This is a genomic window from Promicromonospora thailandica (assembly GCF_024171955.1).
Classification (GTDB): domain Bacteria; phylum Actinomycetota; class Actinomycetes; order Actinomycetales; family Cellulomonadaceae; genus Promicromonospora; species Promicromonospora thailandica.
Genome location: NZ_JAMTCS010000009.1, coordinates 182,406 through 201,283, shown reverse-complemented (window position 1 = coordinate 201,283; position 18,878 = coordinate 182,406). Strand labels below are relative to the sequence as shown.

17 protein-coding genes are annotated in these 18,878 nt (G+C 73.2%); 9 read left to right on the top strand and 8 right to left on the bottom strand.

Translation table 11 applies throughout. From position 1 onward, the window contains the following. Nucleotides 1-217: 217 nt before the first annotated feature. Both APR03_RS15810 and APR03_RS15805 read right to left on the bottom strand, forming a co-directional pair. A complete protein-coding gene (locus APR03_RS15810; RefSeq protein ID WP_253837130.1) occupies nt 218-1,174 on the bottom strand; it encodes a GlxA family transcriptional regulator in 957 nt (318 codons plus the stop codon). A 10-nt stretch (nt 1,175-1,184) separates the two neighbouring features. Next, nucleotides 1,185-2,234 carry a LacI family DNA-binding transcriptional regulator gene (locus tag APR03_RS15805; RefSeq protein ID WP_253837128.1) on the bottom strand — a complete coding sequence of 350 codons (1,050 nt, stop codon included), beginning with the start codon at nt 2,232-2,234 and terminating at the stop codon, nt 1,185-1,187. A gap of 175 nt (nt 2,235-2,409) precedes the next feature. Here APR03_RS15805 and APR03_RS15800 point away from each other — a divergent pair, with 175 nt between their 5' ends. Genes APR03_RS15800 through APR03_RS15790 form a run of 3 tightly spaced genes read left to right on the top strand, consistent with a single transcriptional unit; the run spans nt 2,410 to nt 5,625 of the window. After that, a complete protein-coding gene (locus tag APR03_RS15800) occupies nt 2,410-3,369 on the top strand; it encodes a carbohydrate ABC transporter permease (protein ID WP_253837126.1) in 960 nt (319 codons plus the stop codon). After that, nucleotides 3,359-4,270 carry a carbohydrate ABC transporter permease gene (locus APR03_RS15795; RefSeq protein WP_253837124.1) on the top strand — a complete coding sequence of 304 codons (912 nt, stop codon included), beginning with the start codon at nt 3,359-3,361 and terminating at the stop codon, nt 4,268-4,270. The genes APR03_RS15800 and APR03_RS15795 overlap by 11 nt, the downstream gene beginning before the upstream one ends. 38 nt (nt 4,271-4,308) lie before the next feature. Continuing rightward, the gene (locus APR03_RS15790) at nt 4,309-5,625 is read left to right on the top strand and encodes an ABC transporter substrate-binding protein (RefSeq protein ID WP_253837122.1); all 1,317 of its coding nucleotides are present in this window, start codon (nt 4,309-4,311) and stop codon (nt 5,623-5,625) included. A 22-nt stretch (nt 5,626-5,647) separates the two neighbouring features. Here APR03_RS15790 and APR03_RS15785 read toward each other — a convergent pair whose 3' ends face one another. Further along, the gene (locus APR03_RS15785) at nt 5,648-6,700 is read right to left on the bottom strand and encodes an SDR family NAD(P)-dependent oxidoreductase (protein ID WP_253837120.1); all 1,053 of its coding nucleotides are present in this window, start codon (nt 6,698-6,700) and stop codon (nt 5,648-5,650) included. Nucleotides 6,701-6,773: 73 nt separating this feature from the next. On the opposite strand from APR03_RS15785, the gene APR03_RS15780 reads away from it, so the two are divergent. Together APR03_RS15780 and APR03_RS15775 are read left to right on the top strand one after the other, a co-directional pair. Then, a complete protein-coding gene (locus APR03_RS15780; RefSeq protein ID WP_253837118.1) occupies nt 6,774-7,694 on the top strand; it encodes an AraC family transcriptional regulator in 921 nt (306 codons plus the stop codon). A gap of 105 nt (nt 7,695-7,799) precedes the next feature. Next, complete coding sequence (locus tag APR03_RS15775; RefSeq protein ID WP_253837116.1) at nt 7,800-9,026, top strand: sialidase family protein; 1,227 nt, start codon at nt 7,800-7,802, stop codon at nt 9,024-9,026. Nucleotides 9,027-9,072: 46 nt separating this feature from the next. Here the strand turns inward: APR03_RS15775 and APR03_RS15770 are convergent, their stop codons facing one another. The 5 genes from APR03_RS15770 to APR03_RS15750 form a co-directional block, all read right to left on the bottom strand. Further along, nucleotides 9,073-10,635, bottom strand: coding sequence for an AbgT family transporter (locus APR03_RS15770; protein WP_253837114.1), 1,563 nt, complete (start codon nt 10,633-10,635; stop codon nt 9,073-9,075). Beyond that, a complete protein-coding gene (locus tag APR03_RS15765) occupies nt 10,632-11,738 on the bottom strand; it encodes a CE1 family esterase (RefSeq protein ID WP_253837112.1) in 1,107 nt (368 codons plus the stop codon). The genes APR03_RS15770 and APR03_RS15765 overlap by 4 nt, the downstream gene beginning before the upstream one ends. A 107-nt stretch (nt 11,739-11,845) precedes the next feature. Then, on the bottom strand, nt 11,846-12,613 hold the full coding sequence (locus APR03_RS15760; protein WP_253837110.1) for a creatininase family protein: 768 nt from the start codon (nt 12,611-12,613) through the stop codon (nt 11,846-11,848). Beyond that, nucleotides 12,610-13,299, bottom strand: coding sequence for a FadR/GntR family transcriptional regulator (locus APR03_RS15755; RefSeq protein ID WP_253837108.1), 690 nt, complete (start codon nt 13,297-13,299; stop codon nt 12,610-12,612). Before APR03_RS15755 ends, APR03_RS15760 begins: the two co-directional genes overlap by 4 nt. A gap of 47 nt (nt 13,300-13,346) precedes the next feature. Continuing rightward, nucleotides 13,347-13,805 (bottom strand): MarR family winged helix-turn-helix transcriptional regulator, encoded by a 459-nt coding sequence (locus APR03_RS15750; RefSeq protein ID WP_253837106.1) that lies wholly within the window; start codon nt 13,803-13,805, stop codon nt 13,347-13,349. A gap of 116 nt (nt 13,806-13,921) precedes the next feature. Here APR03_RS15750 and APR03_RS15745 point away from each other — a divergent pair, with 116 nt between their 5' ends. The 4 genes from APR03_RS15745 (at nt 13,922) to APR03_RS15730 (ending at nt 18,497) form a co-directional block, all read left to right on the top strand. Beyond that, nucleotides 13,922-15,370, top strand: a complete 1,449-nt coding sequence (locus tag APR03_RS15745; protein ID WP_253837104.1) for an MFS transporter — start codon at nt 13,922-13,924, stop codon at nt 15,368-15,370. A 72-nt stretch (nt 15,371-15,442) separates the two neighbouring features. Beyond that, nucleotides 15,443-15,766 (top strand): DUF2277 domain-containing protein, encoded by a 324-nt coding sequence (locus APR03_RS15740; RefSeq protein ID WP_253837102.1) that lies wholly within the window; start codon nt 15,443-15,445, stop codon nt 15,764-15,766. A gap of 124 nt (nt 15,767-15,890) precedes the next feature. After that, on the top strand, nt 15,891-17,258 hold the full coding sequence (locus APR03_RS15735) for a cystathionine beta-synthase (protein ID WP_253837100.1): 1,368 nt from the start codon (nt 15,891-15,893) through the stop codon (nt 17,256-17,258). Nucleotides 17,259-17,303: 45 nt separating this feature from the next. Beyond that, complete coding sequence (locus tag APR03_RS15730; RefSeq protein ID WP_253837098.1) at nt 17,304-18,497, top strand: cystathionine gamma-synthase; 1,194 nt, start codon at nt 17,304-17,306, stop codon at nt 18,495-18,497. Nucleotides 18,498-18,878 lie beyond the last annotated feature (381 nt).

The window sequence follows — 18,878 nt, the reverse complement described above, 5'->3', positions numbered from 1 at the left end:
GCGGCTGGAAAGACCGTGGGCGCAAGGATCACGCCAGGTGTTTCGCCATACCTCGCAAGGATCGCGCCACACCTGAGACACCTGAGACACCTGAGCTCGGTCACCTGCGCGCCCCGCTCCCTGAGTTCGGTCGCCTGCCTCGAGGTCGGTCCTTCGAAGGACCGACCTCGAGGCAAGGGACCGAATCCAGTCGGCCGGGCGGTGCAACGGACCGAGCTCACGCCGAGAACGTGTGCCGGTACTCCGTGGGGGACGTGCCGAGGATCCGGTGGAAGTGCAGGCGCAGGTTGGCCGCCGTGCCCAGCCCCACGCGGTGCGCGATCTGCTCCACGCCCAGGTCGCTGCGCTCCAGCAGCTCGCGCGCCAGGTCCACCCGCGCGCGCAGCACCCACTGCATGGGCGTGTAGCCCGTGTCCTCGACGAACCGCCGCGAGAAGGTGCGCGCCGAGACCCGCGCGTTGCGCGCGAGCGCCTCCAGCGTGAGCGGCTCGGCGAGGTGCTCCAGGGCCCAGGCACGCGTGTCGGCGAACAGGTCGCCGAGCGGTTCGGGCACGCTGCGGGGCACGTACTGCGCCTGTCCCCCGCTGCGGTAGGGCGCGGCGACCAGCCGCCGGGCCACGTGGTTGGACAGGCCCACGCCGTGGTCGCGGCGCACCAGGTGCAGGCACAGGTCGATGCCCGAGGCCGCACCGGCCGAGGTCAGCACGGCGCCCTCGTCGACGAACAGCACGTTCTCGTCGACCTGCACCCGCGGGTACCGCTCGCGCAGCGCCCGGGTGTAGTGCCAGTGGGTGGTCGCGCGCCGCCCGTCGAGCAGGCCGGTCGCCGCGAGCGCGAACGCCCCGGTCGAGATCGCGGCCAGCCGCGCCCCGCGCGCGTGCGCGGCCTTGAGCGCGTCGACGACGACGCCCGGCGGGTCGGCGTCGGCCGGTGTCCGGTAGCCGGGCACGAAGACGGTGTCGGCGCGCTCCAGCGCGTCCAGCCCCTCGGCCACGTGGTAGGACAGCCCGTCGCCGCCGGTCACGAGGCCGGGCGCAGCGCCGCAGACGCGCACCTCGTAGGGCATGCTCGGCCGGTTGGAGAACACCTGCGCGGGGATGCCGACGTCGAGCGGCTTGGCGCCCTCGAGCACGAGCACCGCGATCTGATGGTTGCTCCGGTCGGTCGGGCTCACGCCGACGATCCTAGGTGCCGCCGGCCGCGCCCGGCGGCTTCACGCCGCCCGGCTGCGCCGGCCCCGTCGACTCGCGCAGCATGAGCCGGTTCAGCGGCCGGGCCACGGGTGCGGGCGGCTCCTCGCCCCGCACGAGCGCGATCAGCCGGCGCATCGCGTCGGTTCCCTGGCCCTCCCGGTCGACCGCGACGCTCGACAGCGACGGCGTGGCGTACTGGACCAGCTCGGCGTCGTCCCAGCCCACCACGCTCAGGTGCTCCGGCACGCCCCAGCCCCGTTCGAGCGCGGCCCGCACCACACCGGTCGCGGTCGGGTCGTTCGCCGCGATCACGGCCGTGACCGGACTCGTCGCGGGCAGCGCGTGGATCGCGTCGTAGCCCGCGCGGGCCGACCAGTCGCCGTCGACCACGCCGTGCGAGGTGAGGCCGAGCCGGTCGACCACCTCCAGGTAGACGGCGCGCCGGGCCCGCGCGGACGCCCAGGTCTCCGGACCCGCGACATGCAGGAAGTCGCGGTGCCCCAGCCCGGCGAGGTGCTCGATGATCTCGCCCACCATGGAGCCGTCGGCCAGCTCGCCGATACCGCGGAGCTCCTCGTCGTACTCCCCCACGACCACGCACGCCGCACTGGACGGCGTGGAGGGCCGGTCGCTGAGCCCGGGCAGCGAGCTGAGCGAGAGCACGCCCTCGACCTGCCCGGAGGTGATGAGGTCGCGCGCGCGGTCCGTCCGCTCCTGCGGCCCGCCCTCGACCGTGACGATCTCCATGAGGAACCCGGCCTCGTGGGCCGCCGTCGCCGCGGCGCCGAGCAGCCGGGTCGGCAGGGCGGCGACGTTGGCCGGCAGCAGCACCGCCAGCCGGCCGGTGCGCCGCGTGCGCATGGACCGGGCGACCAGGTTGGGTCGGTAGCCGAGCTCCTCGATCGCCGCCTCCACGCGGCGGACGGTCTCGGGCTTGAGCCCGCCGTTGTGCCGCAGGTACCGCGAGACCGTCTGGTGGGAGACCTGGGCCAGGCGCGCCACCTCGACGATCGTCGGTCGCCGCACCGCGTCCTCGGACATGCATGTTCCCTTCCGGTCCCGTCGGCCGACATGACCGTTGACAGCATAGTGAACGTTCACTAGCGTGACGGCGGTCGAAAAGTGAACGTTCACTATCTGCACCGACGCACGCCACAGGATCCGAAGGAGCATCCATGTCCCGATTCCGCCGCACCCTCCCGCACGGCGGCACACCGTGAGCGCGATCGGCGAGCTGCGCACCCTGCGGCGCACCGGCCGAGGCCGCCTCTCGCCCGCGCAGAAGGAGGCCGAGGCCAAGGAGCGACGCCGGGACTCCCGCGCCGCGCTGGTGTTCCTGGCGCCGTGGCTCGTGGGCCTGTTCGGCATCACCGTCGGCCCGGTGCTGGCCTCCCTGTACCTCGCGTTCACCGACTACAACCTGCTGCAGGACCCGAACTTCGTGGGCCTGGAGAACGTCCAGCGCATGCTCGGCGACGAGCGCCTGGGGCGGTCGCTGGCCGCGACGCTCACCTACGTGGTGGTGTCGGTGCCCATCCAGCTCGTCGTCGCCCTCGCGCTGGCGTACCTGCTGGACCGGGGCATCCGGGGGCTCGCGTTCTACCGCTCGGTGCTGTACCTGCCGTCGCTGCTCGGCGCGAGCGTCGCCATCGCGGTGCTGTGGCGCCTCGTCTTCGGCGGCGAGGGCCTGGTCAACGCGTTCCTCGGGCTGTTCGGCATCACCGGACCCGCCTGGGTCGCCGAACCGGAGACGGCCCTGGGCACCCTGATCGTGCTGCACGTCTGGACGTTCGGCGCGCCCATGGTCATCTTCCTCGCGGGCCTGCGGCAGATCCCCCGGCAGTACTACGACGCCGCCGCCACGGACGGCGCCAACCGGTGGCAGCAGCTGCGCTCCATCACGCTGCCCCTGCTCAGCCCCATCATCTTCTTCAACCTGGTGCTCGGCCTGATCGGCACCTTCCAGTCGTTCACGCAGGCCTACATCGTCTCCAACGGCTCCGGCGGGCCCACCGACTCCACGCTCTTCTTCTCGCTGTACCTCTACCAGGAAGGCTTCGCCGGCTTCCGCATGGGGTACGCGTCGGCGCTCGCCTGGCTGCTGCTCCTCATCATCGGCGCGTTCACGGCCCTGAACTTCTGGGCCTCGAAGTACTGGGTGTTCTATGACGACTGAAACTCTCGCGACCCCCGACCCGACCATCGACCCGGCCGCGGAGCCGGGCGACCGCCCCCTCACCGTCACGCAGCGCCGGCGCCGCCCCCGGATCCTGGCCCACGTCGGCCTGATCCTGGTCGCGGTCGTGATGCTCTACCCGCTGCTGTGGATGGTGACGAGCTCGCTGCGCCCGAACGACCAGATCTTCACCCACCCCGGGCTGTTCGTCGACACGTTCGACCTCAGCCACTACCCCGACGGCTGGAACGCGCTGAGCAAGCCGTTCGGCAGCTACCTGCTGAACTCGGTGGTGGTGGTGCTGGGCTCGGTGGTCGGCAACCTGGTGTCCTGCTCGATGGCCGCCTACGCGTTCGCCCGGCTGAAGTTCCGGGCCAAGACCGTGGCGTTCGCGGCGATGCTGCTCACGATCATGCTGCCCGTGCACGTGCTGATCATCCCGCAGTACGTGCTGTTCGCCCAGCTCGGCTGGATCAACACCTACCTGCCGCTCATCGTGCCCAAGCTGCTCGCCACCGACGCGTTCTTCGTGTTCCTCATGGTGCAGTTCGTGCGCGGCATCCCGCGCGAGCTCGACGAGGCGGCGCGGATCGACGGCGCCGGCCACGCGCGCATCTTCCTCCAGGTGATCCTGCCCCTGATGGTGCCCGCCCTGGCCACCACCACGATCTTCACGTTCATCTGGACCTGGAACGACTTCTTCTCCCAGCTCATCTTCGTGACCGACCCGGACCTCTACACCGTCCCGGTGGCGCTGCGGCAGTTCATCGACGCCCAGTCGCAGTCCGACTTCGGCGCGCTGTTCGCGATGAGCGTCGTGTCCCTGGTCCCGGTGTTCCTGGTGTTCCTGTTCGGGCAGCGCTTCCTGCTGCGCGGGATCGCGACCACCGGGGGCAAGTGATGCGGCGACCGGCACCTCCGACCGAAAGAAGGACGACGATGGAACGACCCGCGCGCCGGACCGTGCTGGTGGGCTCCGCGCTGACCCTGGTGCTCGGCCTGGCCGGGTGCGGCATCGCGCCCGACCCGGCCGACGCCGAGCTCAGCGACGGCGAGGTCACCCTCTCGATCACCTGGTGGGGTGCGGACGCCCGCCACCAGGCGACGCTCGACGCCATCGAGCTGTTCGAGAAGGAGCACCCCAGGATCACGGTGGAGCCCACCTACTCGGACTGGTCGGGCTACTGGGACCGGCTGGCGACGACTGCCGCGGCCGCGGACATGCCCGACGTCGTGCAGTTCGACCAGCTCTACCTGTCCTCCTACGCGGGCCGGGGGGCGCTGCTCGACCTCGACGCGGTACCGCAGTTCCTGGACGCGAGCTCGCTGCCCGAGAACGTGCTCGCCTCCGGCACGGTCGACGGCAGGCTGTACGCGGTGCCGATCGGGGTGGCCGGCAACGGCGTGGTGCTCAACACCAGCCTCTTCGAGAAGTACGGCGTGCCGGTCCCGGACACCGACACCTGGACCTGGGACGACTTCGACGCCGCCGCGGAGGCGATCAGCGAGGCGTCCGGCGGGGAGGCGTACGGCGTCAGCCCGTTCGGCTGGGAGTCGTTCTCCCTGGGGATCTTCGCCCGCCAGCGGGGCGACGAGCTGTTCGACGCCGAGGGCGACGTCGCCATCGACCCGGACACGCTCGCCGCCTACTGGCAGCAGGAGCTCGACTGGATCGAGTCCGGCGCGGCGCCGGACGCGGCGCACCTGAGCGAGCAGCAGGGCCTGCCCCTGGACCAGGGAGACACGGTGCTCGGCAGGACCGCGATGTCGTTCCAGCCCGGCGGCCTGTTCACCGCGATCGCCGCCGCCGCGCCGGACTTCGACTACGAGATCGTGGACTGGCCCACCGACCCGGGCACGCCGCCGGGCTTCCAGTACCCGAAGCCGTCGATGTACTGGGCGGCGTCGTCCCAGTCCGAGCACCCGGCCGAGGCCGCGCTGCTCATCGACTTCCTCGTCAACGACCCGGAGGTCGCCCAGGCGTTCGGCACGGAGCGCGGCATCCCCGCCAACGAGCAGTTCCAGGCGGACCTCGAGCCCACCCTGGACGAGGCGGGCCGCAAGGCGCTCACCTTCACCGAGCAGGTCACCGACCGGTCGGGGAACGCCCCGCCCATCACCCCGAACGGCGCCAGCGAGGTGGACACCATGCTCTCGCGCTACAACCAGCGGGTGCAGTTCGGCGACCTCACGCCGGAGCAGGCCGCCGACGCGTTCATCGAGGAGCTCCGGTCCGCCGTCGAGGCGGCCGGCTGACCGGAGCCCGCGGCCCGACGGGTCACGCCTCGGCCGTGCCCGCCCGCACCAGCTCCTCGCTCAGCGCCCAGAGGCGGCGGGCCGAGACCGGGTCGATCGCGTGCGGCACCACGGTGGCCGCGGGGTTCTGCTCGGTGGTGAAGTCCAGCCGCTGGGGCGACTCGTCGAGCGGGGAGACGTCGTTGTCCTTGAGGTAGACGCCGCCGACGTCCGCCAGCAGGGGGCTCGTGGCCGCGAACACGCTCGTGCTCGCCCCCTGCTGGACGGTCTTCTTCTCGTGGTAGGGGTCGATGACGAGCTCGCCCGCCTCGTCGACCAGCCCCATGGCACGCTGCGCGTCGTCGTCCAGCCACGGGGTCCGTTCCTCGCCCTCGGCGAGGAACGGACCCAGGCTGGTGGTCATGACGATGCCGGGGTGCACGGCGTACCCGCGGATGCCGTCGGCGGCCCAGCGCCGGTCCAGCTCAACGGCGAAGAGCACGTTCGCGGTCTTGGACTGGCCGTAGGCCAGCATGCCCAGGTCGTCGTAGCCCGACGTGAAGTGGGGGTCGTCCCACCGGATGTCCGAGAGACGGTGCCCCCCGGAGGTCAGGTTGACCACGCGCGCGCCGTGCGCCGCCCGCAGCGCGGGCAGCAGGCCCAGGGTCAGCTGGAAGTGGCCCAGGTGGTTGGTCGCGAGCTGCGACTCGTAGCCCCGCGCGTCGCGCACCAGGGGGCCCGCCATGATCCCCGCGTTGTTGACCAGCACGTGCAGGGCGCGACCGGAGTCGAGGTAGCGACCCACGAACGCGTCGACCGACGCCGGGTCCATGAGGTCCAGCCGGCTGGTCTCGACGCGTGGGATGCCGGCCAGCCGCTCCGCGGCCCGGTCGGGGTTGCGTGCGGCGACGGTGACGGTGGCGCCCGCGGCCGCCAGGGCCCGGGTGGTCTCGTGCCCGATGCCGTTGTGGCCACCGGTGACGATCACGTTCGTACCGGTCAGGTCGATGCCGCGCAGCACGTCGTCCGCCGTGGACGCCGGGGTGAAGCCGGTTCCGAGGGGGTGCTGGGCGCTGTGGGAGGTTCTCGATGTCATGGCACCAGCCTGACCCGCCCCGACCGGACTATGAATGGTTGTCGGTCCGCATTTCTTCCGCGATAGTACGGAGGTGATCGAGGACCAGCTCTCCGAGGTGTTCGACCTCGTCGAGGTGCGCGGCCTGGTGTCGGGCGGGTTCGCCGTGCGCGGCCCCTGGGTCTCGCACGCCGAGGTCGACGGCATCAAGTTCCTCGCCGTGGTCGGCGGCAGCGCCCGCCTGACCCTCGACGGCGTGGACACGGCCGGGCCGGTCGTCCTGGAGGCCGGCGACGTGGGCGTCCTGAACGGGCGGTTCGGACTGGTCGCCGAGGGCGGCGACGGCGACGGCCCGCCGCGCGAGGTGGAGCCGGACGCCGACTTCGCCTCGTTCCCCCTGGTCGGGGCGGACGGTGACGTCGTGATCGGCGGGCACGTCGACCTCGACCCCGCGGGGCGGTCGCTGCTGGGCCAGGCGCTCCCCGCCCTGGCGCACGTCCGGGGCACCGGCGCGGCGGCGACCAGCCTGCGCGCCACCCTGCACCGCCTGTACGTGGAGGTGACGGAACGCCGCATGGGGTCGGCCTTCGCGGTGCGGCAGCACGGGCAGGTCCTGCTGCTGGAGGTGCTGCGCGCCTACGTGGAGCAGACCGGCGGACGGACCGGGCCGCCGGGCTGGCTGCGGCTGCTCGCGGACGAGCGCCTGCGACCCGCCGTCGGCCTCATGCACGGCGAGCCGGCCAGGGCCTGGGGGCTCGTGGACCTGTCCCGGGCTGCCGCGATGTCCCGGACGTCGTTCGCCGAGCGGTTCCGCGCCGTGTCGGGCGTGCCGCCCATCACCTACCTGAACCGGTGGCGCATGCTGCTGGCCCAGCGCGCGCTGCGCCGCACCGACGTGCGGGTCGGGGCGCTGGCCGCCGAGCTGGGCTACGCCTCCGAGGGCGCGTTCAGCACGGCGTTCAAGCGGGAGGTCGGGGTGTCGCCGCTGCGGTACCGGGCTCGGGCCGGTTCCTGAGCACCGCCGGCCACCGACGAACAGGGCCTGATTCAACGTTGACTCAGATTCACCCGGTCACTAGCGTGAACGCCGAGATCAGAGTCGATCAGAGAGGTGCCCTCCGTGGTCCTACGTCGCGCCGTCCGTCCCGTCCTCGCCGCCCTCGCCCTCGCGGCCCTCGCCGTGCCGGGGGCCGCCGCAGCCACGCCCGCTCCCACGCCCACCGCCGACCCACCGGCGGCGGCCGCCGAGGCACCGCCCGGCGGCGCCCTGAACGGCACCCGCCTCATGGACGGCGTCGCCCTGTACCCGCGCGCGGTCCGGCTGGCGCACTCGGGTGCGGCGAACGGCACGATCGTCGCGAGCGTGGTCACGTTCGACGGCGACGTGGGCCACGGCGCGATCTTCACGAGCACGGACGACGGCCGCACGTTCGAGCGCACCGGCACCGTCTCCGACCCCGGCGCGACGAAGGGCCTGTGCTGCTCGACGCTGTACGAGCTGCCCCGCCAGGTGGGCGACCTCGCGGCGGGCACGCTCCTGTGGTCGGCGTCGGTGGGTCAGCAGGAGGACGAGTCCACGCGCCGCATGACGCTGCCCGTCTGGGCCAGCGCCGACCAGGGCCGCACGTGGGAGCACGTCTCCACCGCGGCCACGGCGCCCGGCGGCAAGGGCCTGTGGGAACCGGAGCTCGCCGTCACGCCGGACGGCCGGCTCGCGCTGTACGTCTCGGACGAGAACCAGCAGCCCGCGCACAGCCAGACGCTCGTGCAGACCACCTCGCCCGACGGCCGCACGTGGGGGCCGCTGGAGAACGTCGTCGCCGCCCAGAACCCGGACCTGCGGCCCGGCATGCCGGTGGTGCGCACCCTGCCGGACGGCACCTACCTGATGAGCTACGAGGTGTGCGGCCCGGTCGAGGACTGCCGGCACTACACCCGCCGCTCCCCCGACGGCACCTCCTGGGGCGACCCCGCCGTCCTCGGCCACCCCGTGACCACGGCGGACGGCGTCCACTTCCGGCACACACCGAACATCTCCTGGTACGACGACGGCACGCCGGACGGGCGGCTGCTCGCCGTCGGCCAGATGCTGTACGGGGCGGACGGGAACGTGCTGCCCGGCAGCGGCGCCACGCTCCTGGCCAACGACGCCGCCCCGGAGTCGCCGTGGGCCGCCGCGCCGGCGCCGGTCGGCATCCTCGACCCCTGGAACGACTACTGCCCCAACTACAGCCCGACCCTCCTGGCCCTGCCGGAGCGGGGTGAGGTGCTCGAGCTGTCGACGGGCTACGAGGCCGAGGGCGGCGCCTGCACCACGTACTTCGCGGTCGCGGACCTGCCGGACTGACGTACCGGGGCCCCGCGGTCGTGGACGACGGCGGGGCCCCGGTACGTCAGCGCACGGGCGCGCCCGGTCCGAGCGGGATGCCGAGCCCCCACCAGGCGAAGAACAGCAGCGTCCAGGCCAGCGTCATGCACACCGCGAGCGGCAGCGTGTACGAGGCGAGGGTGCCGATGCCGGCGTCCTTGCGGTACCGCTGCAGGAACCCGAGCGCCATGATGAAGTACGGGCTCATCGGCGTGACCGCCGTGGACCCGGAGTCCGCGATGCGGAACAGCGCCTGCGTGGTCTCGGCGGGCACCTCCAGCAGCATGAGCATCGGCACCACGATCGGCGCCGCGAGCGCCCACATCGCCGAGCCGCTGGTGACGAGCACGTTGACCACGGACAGCAGCGCGAGGATCGCGAGGAACACGACCCAGATGGGCACGCCGGTCTGCTCGAGGGCCTCGGCGGAGTTCACGGCGATGACGTCGCCGATGTGCGTCCAGTCGAAGTAGGCCAGGAACTGGGCGATGGCGAAGAACAGCACGAGCACGGGCGCCATCTGACGTACGCCCTCGGCCATGAGCCGGGGCACGTCGCCGGCCTTGGTGACGGCGCCGGAGCGCCAGCCGTACACGATGCCGACCAGCGCGAACAGCACGGCCACGAGCGCCGCGATGCCGTCCAGGAACGGGGACTCGGTGAGGCTCCCGCCCTCGCCGCGCAGCGGGGACGACGGCGGCAGCACCACCGCGGCGACCAGCACGATCGCGGTGAGCCCGGTCAGCAGGGCGGCACGCAGGGCCGCGCGGTCCCGCGGCGAGAGCTCGAGGCGCTCGACGTCCTCCAGCCCCTCGCCCTGCAGGGTGTCGGGATCCGCGTCCAGGTCGGGGCGCCTGGCCAGCACCAGGTTGGTGACGAGGGTGATGACGATCGCGAGCAGCAGCGAGGACCCGATGTTGAAGTACCAGTTGCTCACGGGTGACACGTAGGCGGCCGGGTCGATGATGCGCGCGGCCTCCGTGGTGATGCCGGCGAAGATCGCGTCGTTGGGCGTGGGTACGGGGCTCGCGTCGTAGCCGGACGCGATGGACGTGTACGCGACGACGACGCCGAGGATCGGCGACTTGCCGACGGCCCGGAACGCGAGCCCGCCGAGCGGCACCAGGATGATGTACGCGGCGGCGCTGGCCACGTGCGAGACGGTGCCGGCGAACGCGACGGCGAACACCACCCAGGAGACGGGCACCCGGGACACGGAGACCTTCATCGCCGCGGACAGGAAGCCGGTGCGCTCGGCGATCGCGACGCCCATGATGACGGCGACGATGGTGCCCATCGGTCCGAACGTCGCGAAGTTGTCGACCGCGGTGGACACGGCCATGGCCAGCCCGGCGCCGCTGAGCAGGTTCTGCACCACGACGGTCTCGCCGTCGGCCGGGGAGACCACGGACACGCCCGCGGCCGCGAGGCCCGCGCTCGTGACACCGAGGATCGCCGCGAGGATCCAGAACAGCCAGAACGGGTGCGGCAGCGCGTTGCCGACGCGTTCGACGACGGCGAGCGCCCGCAGGACGGCGGGCAGGCGGTCGGCCTCGGCGCCCGTGCGCGGTGTGGACGTGGTGCTCATGACCGGGCCTCCGTGTCGGTGGTGCGCGCGAACCGCAGCGGCAGCCGCTCGTCGCGCAGGAACTCCCACATGACCTCGTGGGCCTCGATGCTGTGCGTGGCGTACCCGCCGCCGGAGTAGCTGTCCTCGCCGGGCCAGGTGTGGCCGCCGCCGAGCACGGCCACGTGCGTGACCTCGGCGCCGGCACGGCACCCGGTCCAGCGGGTGGTGGTCACGTCGTGCGCCGTCTGCTCGACGCGGGGCCGGGGCCGGCAGCCGTCGCGGTCGACCCAGCCGCCCACCCAGTCGCGGACCGCGGGCAGGCCGCGGTCGGCGTCGCCGCCGTACGGGATGGTGGCGTCGGCGGTGCCGTGGAAGTCGATGACGGGTACCGGCCGCTCGGGCGCGCACGTGGGGTGGCCGGTGCCGTACAGCGCGGCGGCGACGGGCGCGATCGCGGCGACCCGGTCCGAGAGCTCGCACGCGAGGATCGCGGTGAACCCTGCGCCGTTCGACTTGCCGGTCGCGTACACGCGCCGGGTGTCGACGCACAGCTCGGCCTCGAGGGTGTCGAGCAGGTCGTTCGTGTAGGCGACGTCGTCGACGCCGGGGGCGGAGTAGGGCGCGCCCTCCCAGGCCTGGCGGTCGCCGTCGCCCGTGCCGACCACGCCGTTGCCGTACGCGACGACGGCGGGCAGCGCGTCCAGGCCGGAGAAGGCTTCAGTGCCTGCGCCGGTGTTGCCGCGCCCGTGGAACACGAGCACCACGGGCCACGCCCGGTCGGCGCGGTAGCCGTCGGGCAGGTGGAGCTGCACGGTGCGCTCGCGCCCGCCGCTGGTCAGGGTGCGCAGCACGCTCGTGCCGGGCTGCTGGCCGGGCGCGGTCCCGCAGCCGGCGGAACGTACGGGACGGCTCGGGCTGCCCTGTGTCGTGCTGCCCGACGGCGTCGTGGCAGCGTCGGGCAGCACGGGTGCGGGGGCCGCGGTGGCGGGGCCGACAGGGCCGGCCAGGCCGGCCAGCCCCGACAGCGCGAGCGCCAGGGCGGCCACGAGGGCGGCGGGGCGCCGCCGTCGGCGGGCCCCGTGCGCGGCGGGGGTGGGTTGCGGTGCTGTCGTCGTTGACATGCGAGTCCTCTCTGGGCAGGGCGTTCCTGGACAGGTGCTTCTCGGGCAGGGCGGAGCCGCACCCGGTGGGGCCGGGCGCCGGTGGGGGTGTCGGGTCGTGGCGGTCGCTAGGCGGCCGGCCACTCCTCGAGGAAGGCCGTGATCCGGGCGACGATCGCCTTCACGATCGCCGCGCCGTCCTCCGCGGTGGCGCGGCGGGGGTCGCCGAGCACGCCGTTCGCGCTGAGCCGGTCGTACGGCAGGGTCAGCGTGGGCTGCGCGTGGTGCCGCGCCGTCCGCGAGACGTCGTCGAGCTCGTCGTGGGTGGTGGTGCCCGGCTCGAGCCGGTCGGTGTGCACCAGGTGCGGTGCGAGGTGGAGCATCTGCGCGGTCTCCGCCTCCCCGGAGTGCCCGTGCACGGGGCTCGGGTCCAGGGCGGCGACGGCGTCGCCCGCGAGCGACGTCAGGGGCGACCACGCGAGCTGGATCCCCGGGTGGGACACCAGCAGGTCCTGGGCCACCGCGGTCAGGGTGGCGTTGTTGCCGCCGTGCCCCGTCACGACGAGGAACCGCGTCCAGCCGTGCCGGTGCAGGCTGGTCACGTACTCGCGCACCACGGCGGCGAACGTCGTCGTGGTCAGGGTGACCGTGCCCGGGAAGGCCATGTGGTGCGGCGAGACCCCCACCGGGATCGACGGGCCGACCACCACGCGCCCGGCCAGGTTCGCGGCCACCCGGGCGACCACGCCCTCGGCCCGCACCAGGTCGGTACCCAGCACCATGCCCGGGCCGTGCTGCTCCAGCGCACCCGCCGGGATCAGCACCACCGTGCCGCGGGCCACGGCGTCGGCGGCCTCCCGCGTGGTCATCTCGGCGAGGCGGTCCGGAGCGGTCACGGTGCCACCTCCCCGAAGTCGGCCGACTCCAGCGACGTCCGGATCGTCGTCAGGTGCTCCCGCGTCAGCCGCTCCGCCGCCGTCGCGTCACCGTCGCGCACCGCCGCCAGGATCTCGACGTGCTCCGCGTGGTCCCGCTGCCGGTCGTCGTACCGGAACCGGATCTCCGTCTGCTCCGAGGCACGCACGTGCAGCAGCGCCTCCACCGTCTCGCGCAGCAGCCCGTTGCCCGACGCCGCCGCCAGCTCCACGTGGAAGTTCAGCGCCGGCCGGTGGCCGTGCACCGGCGGCTGCAACGCCGTCGCCGCAGCCGCCTCCAGCCGCTGCAGCGCGGCGTCGTCGCGGGCGCTCGCGGCCAGCGCCGCGATGCCGGGCTCGATCACGAGACGGGCCTGGACCAGCTCGATCACCGAGGACCGGGTGATGCGGGGCCGGTGCGGGTTGGCCAGCACGGACCGCTCGATGCCCGGGCCGATGTACGTGCCGGAGCCGTGCCGCAGCTCGACCACGCCGGTGGCCTCCAGCCGCCGCAGCGCCTCGCGGACGGTCGGCGTGGTGACGGCGAAGCGCTTGGCCAGGTCGCGGGAGGACTCCAGCACGTCGCCGGGGCCGAGGCTCTCGGAGCGGATCAGCCGCACGATGTCGTCCGCGAGCTGTTCCGAGAAGGAGGCTCTACCTTGAGTCATGAAGTGACTAAATCACTTGATCACGCGCCGGGTCAAGCGCCCGGGGGTCAGGGACGTGGCCAGTACCGCCCCGAGCGCTCCTCGACCGCACGGTTGCACCGGGCGAGGAGCTCGGCGAACCGCGCCCGGTCCTCCTCGGACCAGTCGGTCACGAGCTCGGCGAGCGAGTCCCGGCTGGCCCGCCGCTCCTCGTCCAGCATCCGCCGCCCGTGCTCGGACAGCCGCAGCTTGCGCGCCGGCCCGCCGTCAGGGTCCTCGAACCGCTCCGCGAGCCCCGCCGTGCGCAGCGCGGCCGTCTGGCGGTTGAGCGTCGAGGCGTCCAGCCCGGTGGCGGCGGTGAGCTGCGCGATGGTGGACGGCCCCCCGGCCTCGAGCAGGCTCAGCAGCACGTAGGCGCTCGGGTCGAGCAGGCCGCCCCGGCGGCGCGACCGGCCGGCCGGCAGCGACGTCAGGTGCCTCCCGAACAGCATGCCTTCGTACTCGATCCGATCGATCGAGGACGTCATCGTCCACCCCCGGGCCCGCCGTCACGATATTGAATGTGCATCATGCACATCGTATGGCACGCTGGGTGCGTCCCACCCCATGTGCATGATGCACATCCCACTCTTCAAGGAGCATCGTGACGACCACCTCGTCCCGACCCGCCGACGGCGCGAGCACCGCCGCGGCGATCCACCCGCACCGCATCGTCGCGATCCTCGCCGTCGGCGGCATCGTCGTGGCCATGACCCAGACCCTCGTGGTCCCGATCATCGCGTCGCTGCCGGTCATCTTCGACGCCCCCGCGTCCCAGACCTCCTGGATCATCACCGTGACCCTGCTCGTGGGGGCGGTCTGCACCCCGGTCTCCGGGCGCCTGGGCGACCTGTACGGCAAGAAGCGGATGCTCCTGGTGTCCCTCGCGCCGCTGGCGCTCGGCTCGGCGGTCTGCGCCGTGGCGACCACGGTGCCCGTCATGGTCACGGGGCGCGCGCTGCAGGGGCTGGCCACGGGCTTCATCCCGCTCGGCATCAGCATGCTGCACGACCTGCTGCCCCGGGAGCGCACCGCCGGGGCCATCGCGCTGATGAGCGCCTCGCTCGGCATCGGCGGCGCGCTCGGCCTGCCGTTCGCCGCCGCCGTCGCCGAGCTCGCCAGCTGGCGCATCCTCTTCTGGCTCGTCACGGCGTGCGCGGTCGCCGTCGGCCTCGCCGTCTGGCGGAGCGTTCCCGCACCCGCCGCACCGGCCCGCGTACGGAGCCGGTTCGACCACATCGGCGTGCTCGGCCTCGCCGCCGGCCTGGTGGCCCTGCTGCTCGCCGTCTCGCAGGGCGCCGACTGGGGCTGGGGCAGCCCGCTCGTGCTTGGCCTGTTCGGCGGCTCCGTCGTCGTGCTGCTGGCATGGGGCCGCTGGGAGCTGCGCACCGCCGACCCGCTGGTCGACCTGCGCACGACCGCCCGGCCCGCCGTGCTGCTGACCAACCTGGCGTCGATCCTCGTCGGGTTCGCCATGTACGCGCAGTCCCTGATCCTGCCGCAGCTCATGCAGGCGCCGACGGCGACCGGGTTCGGCCTGGGCCAGTCGATGCTGCAGATGGGACTGTGGATGGCGCCGTCCGGCCTCGCCATGACGCTCATGTCCCCCGTGGGCGCACGGATCACACGCGCCCGCGGCCCCAAGACCACGCTCGTGGTCGGCGGCCTCGTGATGGCGCTGGGCTACGGGCTGTCGACCCTCGCGATGGGCACGCTCCTGGGGCTCGCCACCACGGCCTTCGTCGCCGCGGCGGGCGTCGGCCTCGCGTACGGCGCGATGCCCGCGATCATCCTCGGCTCGGTGCCCGCCACGGAGAAGGCCGCCGCCAACGGCTTCAACGCGCTCATGCGGTCCATCGGCACCTCGGCGTCCGCGGCGGTGGTCGGCGTCGTCCTGGCCCGGATGAGCACCACCGTCGGGGAGCACACCCTGCCCACCGAGAACGGGTTCCGGGTGGCGCTGCTGCTCGGCTGCGGCGTCGCCGTCGTGGCCGCGGCGGTGGCCGCGGCGATCCCCGCACGCGGCCGGCGCGACCAGGCCACCTCGCACTGACGAGGCACTGACGCCGCGCTGCCGCCGCCCCGCGCCCTCCCGGGGCGGCGGCACCCGGCGTACCGTCGAGACATGTGCCGGAACATCACCACGCTGCGGGGCCTCGAACCCGCCGCCACCGACGAGGAGATCACGGCCGCCGCCCTGCAGTTCGTGCGCAAGGTGACGGGTGTGACGAAGGTCAGCGACGCCACGCGTGACCCCGTGGAGCGGGCGACCGCCGAGATCGCCGACATCGTGACGCGCCTGCTCGACGAGCTGCCCGAACGCCGTCAGCCGCCCAAGACGGTGCCGCCGCTGCGCCGCGCGGAGGTCCAGGCGCGCATCGCGCAGCGCATCAAGGACCGCGAGGAGCATGAGCGGATGCACGAGCTGGGCATCGCGCACTCGCACTGAGCGGCCCGCGCCGCTACAGTGGCGACGTGCTCGCACCGCTCTCCTGTTGCTGTCACTGACCACCCTCCCGGTCCGTCAGTCCCCCGCGCGCGCCGTCGCGCGCACAGAACAGGAAGAGAAACAGGTGCAGTACGTCAATTCTGTCGTCGAGCTCGTCGGCAACACCCCCCTGGTCCGGCTCGGCCACGTCACCGAGGGCGTCACCGACGCGACGGTGCTCGTCAAGCTCGAGTACCTCAACCCCGGCGGCTCCTCCAAGGACCGTATCGCGGGCCGCATCATCGACGCGGCCGAGCGTGAGGGCAAGCTCCGGCCCGGCGGCACCATCGTCGAGCCCACCTCGGGCAACACCGGCGTCGGCCTGGCGCTGGTGGCCCAGCAGCGCGGGTACCGCTGTGTCTTCGTGCTGCCGGACAAGGTGGGCGAGGACAAGCGCAACGTGCTGACCGCGTACGGCGCCGAGGTCGTCGTGACGCCGACGGCGGTGGCGCCCGACAGCCCCGAGTCCTACTACTCGGTGAGCGACCGCCTGGTGCGTGAGATCCCGGGTGCCTTCAAGCCCGACCAGTACTCCAACCCCAACGGGCCGCGCTCCCACTACGAGACGACCGGCCCCGAGATCTGGCGCGACACCGAGGGCCGCGTGACGCACTTCGTCGCCGGCGTCGGCACGGGCGGCACCATCACCGGCACCGGCCGCTACCTGCGCGAGGTCTCGGGCGACCGGGTGCGCATCATCGGCGCCGACCCCGAGGGGTCCGTCTACTCCGGTGGCACCGGCCGGCCCTACCTCGTCGAGGGCGTGGGCGAGGACTTCTGGCCCACCGCGTACGACCCGAGCGTGCCGCACGAGATCATCGCGGTGAGCGACGCCGAGTCGTTCGCGATGACGCGCCGGCTCGCCCGGGAGGAGGGCATCCTCGTGGGCGGCTCCAGCGGCATGGCCGTCGTCGCCGCCCTCCGGGCGGCACGCGACCTGACCGCGGACGACGTGGTCGTGGTGCTGCTGCCCGACGGCGGCCGCGGCTACCTGGGCAAGATCTTCAACGACACCTGGATGCGGTCCTACGGGTTCTCTCCCGCGATCGAGGACCACACCGTCGCGGACGTGCTGGCCGCCAAGGCCGACCGCACCCCGCCGGTGCTCTACGTGCACCCCACGGACACGGTGCGCGAGGCGATCGACCGGATGACGCGGTCCGGCGTCTCCCAGCTGCTCGTGCTCACCGCGGAGCCGCCCGTGGTGCTCGGCGAGATCGCCGGAGCCGTGCACGAGGACGAGCTGCTCGACGGCGTGTTCGCCGGCAAGGCGAACCTGTCGGACGAGGTGGGCGGGCTCATCGGCCGCCCCCTGCCGCTCATCGGCGTCAACGAGCCGGTCGGCACGCTGCGGGCGGCCCTGACCGGCGAGACCGCCCTGCTCGTGACCGACGGCGGCAAGGCGCTCGGCGTCGTGTCCCGGTCCGACCTGCTCGACTACCTCGCGGTCTGACGGCCGCCCTCCACCGCACGACCGCGACCCCGAGAAGAGACCACCATGAACGACGCCAGCACGAACGACGCCGGCACGAACGACGTCAGGCCCAGCCGGTTCGACACCCTCGCGATCCACGCGGGGCAGCACCCCGACCCGTCGACCGGGGACGCCATCCCGGCGATCCACGTCACGTCCACCTACGCGCAGGACGGCATCGGCAACCTCCGCGGCGGGTACGAGTACTCGCGCGGCGGCAACCCCACGCGCACCGCCCTGGAGGAGCAGCTCGCGGCGATCGAGGGCGGCGCGCACGGCGTGTCGTTCGCCTCCGGCCTGGCCGCCGAGGACGCGCTGCTGCGGGCCGTCGTCGCGCCCGGGGACCACGTGCTCGTGCCGAACGACGTCTACGGCGGCACGCACCGCCTCGTGCGCACGGTGCACGGCAAGGCCGGCGTGGCGCACACGACCGTCGACACCTCGGACCTCGACGCCGTGCGCGCCGCGGTCCGGCCCGAGACGAAGATCCTGTGGGTGGAGACGCCGTCCAACCCGCTGATGAAGATCAGCGACATCCCCGCGCTGGCCCAGCTCGCGCACGACAACGGGCTGCTCCTGGTGGTGGACAACACGTTCGCCTCCCCCGCGCTGCAGCGCCCGCTCGACCTCGGCGCCGACGTGGTGGTGCACTCCACGACCAAGTACCTGGGCGGGCACTCCGACGTGGTGGGCGGCGCCGTCGTGCTGCGCGACGGCGCCGACGAGCTCGCCGAGCAGGTGCGCTACGTCCAGTTCGCGGCGGGAGCCGTGTCCAGCCCGTTCGACGCGTTCCTGACCACGCGCGGCATCAAGACGCTCGCCGTGCGGATGCAGCGCCACTCGGAGAACGCCCAGACCCTCGCCGAGCGCCTGGTGCACCACCCCGCCGTCGGCCGCGTGCTGTATCCGGGCCTGCCGGACCACCCTGGCCACAAGGTCGCGGCGCACCAGATGTCGCGGTTCGGCGGCATGATCTCGCTCGACCTGGCCGGCGGGGAGGCCGCAGCGCGGACCTTCGCCGAGTCGACCCGGGTGTTCCTCCTGGCCGAGTCGCTCGGCGGCGTGGAGTCGCTGGTCAACTACCCGAGCGAGATGACGCACGCGTCGGTGCGTGGCACGGAGGCGGAGGTGCCGCCGTCGATCGTGCGCCTGTCGGTGGGCCTGGAGGACGTGACGGACCTCCTGGAGGACGTCGAGCAGGCCCTGTCCCGCCTCTGACGGGGGGGACGGCGGGCGCTCCGCCGCCGAGATCTGGTGTCGCGCCGCTGACGCCGGAGGCCGCCGCGCCGAGATCTGGTGTCGCCGCTGCACTGCCGCAGCCGGACCGCCGCTCCGTCGCCGAGATCTGGGGTCGCGCCGCTGAGATCTGGCGCTGACGCTGAGATCTGGTGGCGCACTGCCAGATCTCGGCGCGGACCCCAGATCTCGGCGACGCGACCCCAGATCTCGGCGGGGCGCCAGCAGCATGGCGGGGCACGGCCCCCAGATCTCAGCGCGCACCAGGAGCCGCCAAGGGTCGCTGCACCAGATCTCGCGCGCCGCGCCGGAGCACGGCAGCGACGCGACACCAGGTCTCGGCGGGGCGCCGCCGCGCGCTTA